This is a genomic window from Pseudonocardia oceanicola (assembly GCF_047200735.1).
Lineage (GTDB): Bacteria > Actinomycetota > Actinomycetes > Mycobacteriales > Pseudonocardiaceae > Pseudonocardia.
Map to the genome: position 1 here is coordinate 1 of NZ_JBJZON010000055.1, position 5,925 is coordinate 5,925.

At 69.4% G+C, this 5,925-nt stretch carries 6 protein-coding genes; 5 read left to right on the forward strand and 1 reads right to left on the reverse strand.

Features of this window, described 5'->3' with window-relative positions:
- Positions 1-131 precede the first annotated feature (131 nt).
- The 5 genes from ACL02T_RS34540 (at position 132) to ACL02T_RS34560 (ending at position 5,383) form a co-directional block, all read left to right on the forward strand.
- Positions 132-605, forward strand: coding sequence for a YybH family protein (locus tag ACL02T_RS34540; RefSeq protein ID WP_412835035.1), 474 nt, complete (start codon positions 132-134; stop codon positions 603-605).
- A 91-nt stretch (positions 606-696) separates the two neighbouring features.
- A complete protein-coding gene (locus tag ACL02T_RS34545; protein WP_412835036.1) occupies positions 697-1,536 on the forward strand; it encodes an alpha/beta fold hydrolase in 840 nt (279 codons plus the stop codon).
- Positions 1,533-2,447: a DUF1028 domain-containing protein gene (locus ACL02T_RS34550; protein WP_412835037.1), complete on the forward strand. Its 915-nt coding sequence runs from the start codon at positions 1,533-1,535 to the stop codon at positions 2,445-2,447. Before ACL02T_RS34545 ends, ACL02T_RS34550 begins: the two co-directional genes overlap by 4 nt.
- Positions 2,444-3,706 carry a M20 family metallopeptidase gene (locus tag ACL02T_RS34555; RefSeq protein ID WP_412835038.1) on the forward strand — a complete coding sequence of 421 codons (1,263 nt, stop codon included), beginning with the start codon at positions 2,444-2,446 and terminating at the stop codon, positions 3,704-3,706. The genes ACL02T_RS34550 and ACL02T_RS34555 overlap by 4 nt, the downstream gene beginning before the upstream one ends.
- Before the next feature lie 24 nt (positions 3,707-3,730).
- Positions 3,731-5,383: a PucR family transcriptional regulator gene (locus tag ACL02T_RS34560; RefSeq protein WP_412835039.1), complete on the forward strand. Its 1,653-nt coding sequence runs from the start codon at positions 3,731-3,733 to the stop codon at positions 5,381-5,383.
- Between the two features lie 41 nt (positions 5,384-5,424).
- Here the strand turns inward: ACL02T_RS34560 and ACL02T_RS34565 are convergent, their stop codons facing one another.
- On the reverse strand, positions 5,425-5,901 hold the full coding sequence (locus ACL02T_RS34565) for an MBL fold metallo-hydrolase (protein WP_412835040.1): 477 nt from the start codon (positions 5,899-5,901) through the stop codon (positions 5,425-5,427).
- Positions 5,902-5,925 lie beyond the last annotated feature (24 nt).

Sequence of the window (5,925 nt, forward strand, 5' to 3'; positions counted from 1 at the left end):
CAGCGCTTCCTCGGCCAGTTCGCCGAGGACGTCCTGCCCAGGCTGCGTGCCCACGCCGAACAGACCTGACCCCTAGTACCTGCGCCCCGCACCCCGCCGGGCGACGCGACACCGCAACTCAGGGAGAAAAGATGAGCGACAACGTCAACAACCCGGACGACATCAAGGAGATTCTGGCTGTCCACCAGGCGTGGCTGGAGTCGAACAACGATCTCGTCGAAGAGAAGATGTACCCGAACTTCGCCAACCCCGGGTACCTGCAGTTCAACCTCAACGGTCACCAGTACGACAGCGTCGACGAGAAGGTGAAGCTCTGGGAGGGGCTGCACCAGATCGGCTTCAACCTCTCCGACATGAAGATCGTCGAGGAGCCCAAGGTCTACTCCGAGGGCAACCTCGCCTACCTGACCACCTACTGGAGTGCGCAGGTCTCCGGGGACAAGGGCACCGGCGTGCTCGAGCCCGACGCCGAGCCGCTGGTCTTCCGCGTGACCGAGGTCTATCGCCGTGACGACGGCAAGGGCAACCCGGTGTGGAAGATCTGGCACTTCCACGCCTCGCCGATCGCCTCGCCGGACACCCCGCGGTTCCCGCAGGACGCCTGAGCCCTACCCCCGCCCGGACCAGGACTCGGGCACCAGCACGACGTCCCATCAAGTCTCACCGAGCACTACGCCAGTCGGGAGTACCAGCGCAATGCCGCACGCCGAACGCCACGCGACGCAGGGGAAGGCCGGTGAGCTGTCCTACCTGGCCTGGCCAGGGCCAGGGGACGCAACCCCGATCCTGTACCTGCACCCGGTGAACACCGCTGCCGCGGTGTGGTCCGCTGTCGCCGAGGAACTCGGCGACGCACGCGCGGCTTTCGCCGTGGACTACCGCGCACACGGACGGTCCGAGGCAGCCGGGCCCTATTTCCCGGCCGACTACGCGACCGACGCGCTGGCGGTACTCGACGCCTGCGACGTGGAGCGAGCGCACCTGGCGTGCGGCTCGATCGGGGGCGCGGTGGCGGCGGAGTTCGCCGTCGCGGCCCCGGAACGGGTGGCCAGCATCGTGGCGTTCGGCGCGACGCTGCGGGTGGGATGGGACGAGGCAGCTCTCGACGACACCGAGCGCGACCTACGCGCGCTCGGTGTCCGCGAGTGGTTCGTCCGCCACGGCGCCGGGATCCTGGGACCGGCCTCCCGCCCGGAGGCTGCGGCCGAGCTCGTGGAGCTGGCATCGGCGGGCCGCAACGGCGACCGCGAGCTCGACACCGTCGTCGAGGTTCTCCGCACCACCTTCGGCCTCGCCGACTCCCGCTCGGCCGGCGCGACGCTCGGCGCTCGGGCCACCAGGGTGCCGGCGCGGGTATTCGTCGGAACCCACGACCCGACCTGTCCCCCGGCAATGGCCCATGAGCTCGCGAGCGCCCTGGGCGGCGACGTCCACATCATGGTGGGCATCGGCCACCTGCCGATGCTCGAGGATCCCGGGGCGACGGCCGCAGGGATCCGGGGGTTTCACGCCGACCTCGATGGCGGCACTCGATGACCTACTCCATCGTCGCCCGCGACGAGGACAGCGGACAGCTCGGCGTCGCCTGCGAATCCCACTTCTTCGCCCCCGGCGCCGGTGTCACATGGGCTCAGCCGGGTGTCGGCGCGATCGCCACACAGGCCTTCATCGACGGCCGCTACGGCGGCACCGGCATGGACATGCTTGCCGCTGGAGCGACCGCCGCCGAAGTGCTCGACCGGCTGCGCGCCGAAGACCCGCACCCCGAGGTCCGCCAGGTCGGGCTCGTCGGCGCCACCGGCGACGCGGCAACCTGGACCGGCAGGTCGTGCATCGCCGCCGCCGGCAGCCTCGTCGCCGGTCCCGTGGCGGTGCAGGGCAACATGCTCGACAACGACACCGTCCTACCCGCGATGCTCGACTCCTACCAGCGCCGCGACGGCGACCTCGCCGAACGGCTGATGAGCGCGATGGAGGCGGCCGAAGCCGCCGGCGGAGACGTCCGCGGCAGCCAGGGAGCCGCCCTGCTCGTCGTCAGCGGCGACCGCGTCGCCGACCCGTGGAACCACAGACCGGTGGATCTGCGCGTGGAGGACCACCCTGATCCCATCGGCGAGCTGCGACGGCTGCTCGGCTACCGCCGCGCCTTCGACGCCGTCTCCGGAACCATGTTCGCCCCCGGGCTGATGGTCGGCCCCTACACCGAACCCCGGCCGGGCGACCGGGACCGGGCCCTGGCCGATCTCGCCGACGCCGCCCGGGTCATGACCGGCAATCCCGAGGCCGAGTTCTGGCGCGGAATCCTGCTCGCCCGCTCTGGCGACCTGGCCGGCGCGCGCGACCAGCTCGCCGCGCCGCTGAAGGTCAACCCACGACTGGGTGGCTTCCTGGGGCGCCTCGCCGACGCCGGGTTCCTCGATCAGCACGACGTGGAGAAGTTGCGATGACGCCCTCCCCCCTCGTCCGCAAGATCCGCTCCGCGGTCGATGTCGAGGCGGTCGTCTCGCTGACCCGCGACCTCGTTCGCATCCGGTCGGAGAACCCGCCGGGGCGCGAAACCGAGGTCGTCGAGTTCCTGCAGGGGGTCTTCAGCGAGATGGGCCTCGGCAAGGGCCGCATCGTCGAGCCGGCCCCTGGACGTCAGAGCCTGCTGGTGTCCACCGGGGACGGCGTCTCCGGCGGCAAGCCGGTGCTACTGGTCAACGGACATATCGACACTGTTCCCGTGAGGCCGGACGCGTGGCGACACGACCCGTTCGGCGGCCAGGTCCACGACGGGCGTCTCTACGGTCGCGGCTCGGCAGACATGAAAAGCGGGGTCGCCAGCGCGATCATCGCCCTGCAGGTGTGCCGCACACTCGGGCTCGAGCTGCCGTGCGAGATCGCCTTCCACCTCGTCGCCGACGAGGAGCTTGGCGGCGGCCAGGGCACCGCGGTGCTCCTGCGCGAGGGACTCATCCAGGCCGACGCCTGCCTCGACCCCGAACCCACCGGGCTCAAGCTCTGCCTCGCCGAGCGCGGTCTGATGTTCGCGCGGATCACCACCCGCGGCGTTCCCGCCCACGGCAGCGAGCCGTCCAAGGGCCGCAGCGCCATCATCACCGCCGCCGCGATCGCGCAGGTGCTCCACGACAACGAGTTCCCCCAGACGCCGCACCCGCTGCTGGGCACCACAACCTGCAACGTCGGAGTCATCCGGGGCGGAAGCGGCCCCAACGTCGTCCCCGAGGAATGCGAGCTGCAGATCGACCGCAGGGTCCTGCCCGGCGACACCGAGCGAAGCATGATCCGAGGCATCGTCGACCGGATCGCCTCCCTCGACCTGTCCCCGGGCACGGACTACGACCTCGTCGTCGACACCTTCTGCGAGCCCTCGGAGATCGACGCCGGTCACCCCTTCGTCAAGACCGTCGCTGGCTCCTACCAGGCCATGTCCGGACGAGCGCCGGGCGTCACAGGGCTGCCGTTCACTACCGACGCCCGGTTCATGCGCAACCAGCTCGGCATCCCGGCCGTCGTCTTCGGGCCCGGCGAGCTCGGCGTCGCGCACACCGTCGACGAGTACGTCGAGGTCGACGCTTTGGTCTCGGCCGTGGGGGTCTACGCGCACCTGTTCGCTAGTTTTACAGGGACGCAACGGCTGCGGGACGATCTGGAAAATTCTTCCATCGACACTGGGGTCGAAGGGGCGCACAGCATGACCTGAGTGCGCCACGGGAGGGAGAACCACATGACACCCCCCTCGAGAGGCAACACCCTCTCCCTGGACACGTTTCTAGGGCTGGTCGGCGGGGACTTCGTGGACGTCCTCCACGCTCCCGCCGGCCTGGCCCTCCCGATCGTCGCAGTCCTGATCCACGACACCTCGACCGCAGCCCAGGCCAGCCCGGGCGACCTCGTCCTCGCCATCGGAGTCCGCCCCGACGACCCGGACGTCGAGCCGCTGATGACACTCCTCGGGCATGACATCACGCTCGCGTTCAAGATCCGCGATGACCTCGAACGCGACCTGTTGCGCAAGCTGGCCGTGACCTGCGACGCCACCGTCCTGGCGATCTCCCCGGAGATGTCCTGGGACCAGCTCCATGTCCTCGCACGGCGCGCGATCTCGTCGACCTCGGCAACCGTCGCCGACGAGCGCGGGGTGCCTTTTGGCGACCTGTTCGCGCTGGCAAACTCCGCTGCGGCGACCCTCGAAGGCCCGGTCATCATCGACGACGACCGGATGGAGGTCATCGCCTTCTCCAGCCTCGGCGACGCGATCGACGAGATCCGCCAGCAGTCCATCCTCCAGCGTCGCCCGCCGAAGGAGTTCATCGCCTGGTGCGAGAGCACAGGCGTTCTCCCCCGTGTCCGGCAGAGCTTACGCCCCGTGCGTGTTGTCCCCCCTGACGGCGCGACACGCTTGGTCACTGCGATCCGTGGCGGCACGGACATCCTCGGCTACATCTGGGTTGCCGAGACCACCCGCGAGCTCGACCAGCAGTCCGAAGACCTGCTCGCCGAGATCGCCCGCGTCGCATCCCTCCAGCTGCTGCGCTCACGCATCAGCGAGGACCTCGACCGCCGGCTGCGCAGCGACCTGCTGCGCAACGCCTTGTCCGACCGAGGAAACCCCGAAACCGTCGCCACCCGACTCGGCATCCAAGGAGTACCCTTCCGACTGGTCTCGTTCGTCCGCGAGCACAACGACCCCCGAAGCCGTTCCGACGACCAGGTCGCGTTGCGTCCACTCGAGGACCTCGTCGCCCTCCGAGTCGAGGCCTCCCACCGCCGCGGCGCGGTCACCTCCTGCAACGGTCGCATCTACGCGCTGTTTCCCGCGCTCGACGACCGCCCAACCCGTGAGGTCGTCGCACTGGCCAACGAGATCGTCGGTCAGGCCGCTCGCCAGCTTCGCACCGACCTTCGCGCCGCCGTCAGCGGCGAGATCACCGATGTCGACCAGATCAGCGACACACGCCGCGGCGTCGATCGACTGCTGAACCTGCCGCTGCTCGACGAACAACGCCGCGTGGTCTCCTTCGAGGACTCCGTCGCCGAAGCCGTCCTGTCCGAGCTTACCGAGCTCATCCTCGAACGCCCCCGACTGCTTCAAGGCGGCGTTGCCGGCATGGTCGTCAGCGACCGCGACCGCGGCACCGAGTACCTGCCGAGCCTGCGCGCGTTCTTCGACGCCGGCGGCGACCTCACCGCTGCCGCACGCATCCTCTACGTGCACCGCAACACCCTCAAGTATCGACTCACCCGCATCCGTGACGCCTTCGGCGTCGACGTCGACGATCCCACCCAACGACTTGTCGCCGAACTTCAGGTCGCCGTCTTCACCGCCCACCCGGACCTGCAGTCCGACCTCAAGGTGACCGACCCGGCTGCCGACTGAGCAGCCCGGACCCAACTCCGCGCAACACGCCTGAGCTTGATCTAAGATCCCATCCACAGGTCCTGACCATTGCCCCGCCAGCGCGACGATCCGGTTCTGGTCACCTCCTTCGTCCGCTCCCTGGCCGCATGGAAGCGCTCGTCCTGGGTGCCCGGAAGCGAGTCGGAGGTGCGATCGTTCCCCTGGCATTCCACAGCCGAGGAGCAGGTCGTCGATCTCATCGGGGGAAGGGCGTCCACGGGTCGCCGGGGGACGCGACCCTTGCGCGCGGGATCGGGAGGAGCCGGACCTGAAGGGGGTCCCTGGTTGGCGTGGTCGTCGTGGGCGTGCGTGCACACGATCGCCTTCACCCGCCGGTCCCCGACCGCCGCGACGATCGCCTCGGCGTCGATGATCACGACCTCGCGTTCGTCGCCGACGATCCAGACGTTGTTGTCGACCTCCCAGGTACCCCCGTCGAGGGAGAACGTCCCGGACGTGATGACGTGGTCGATCCCGTGCTGAGTCGAACCGGCCATCAGAGGACGACCACGGAGCGCAGG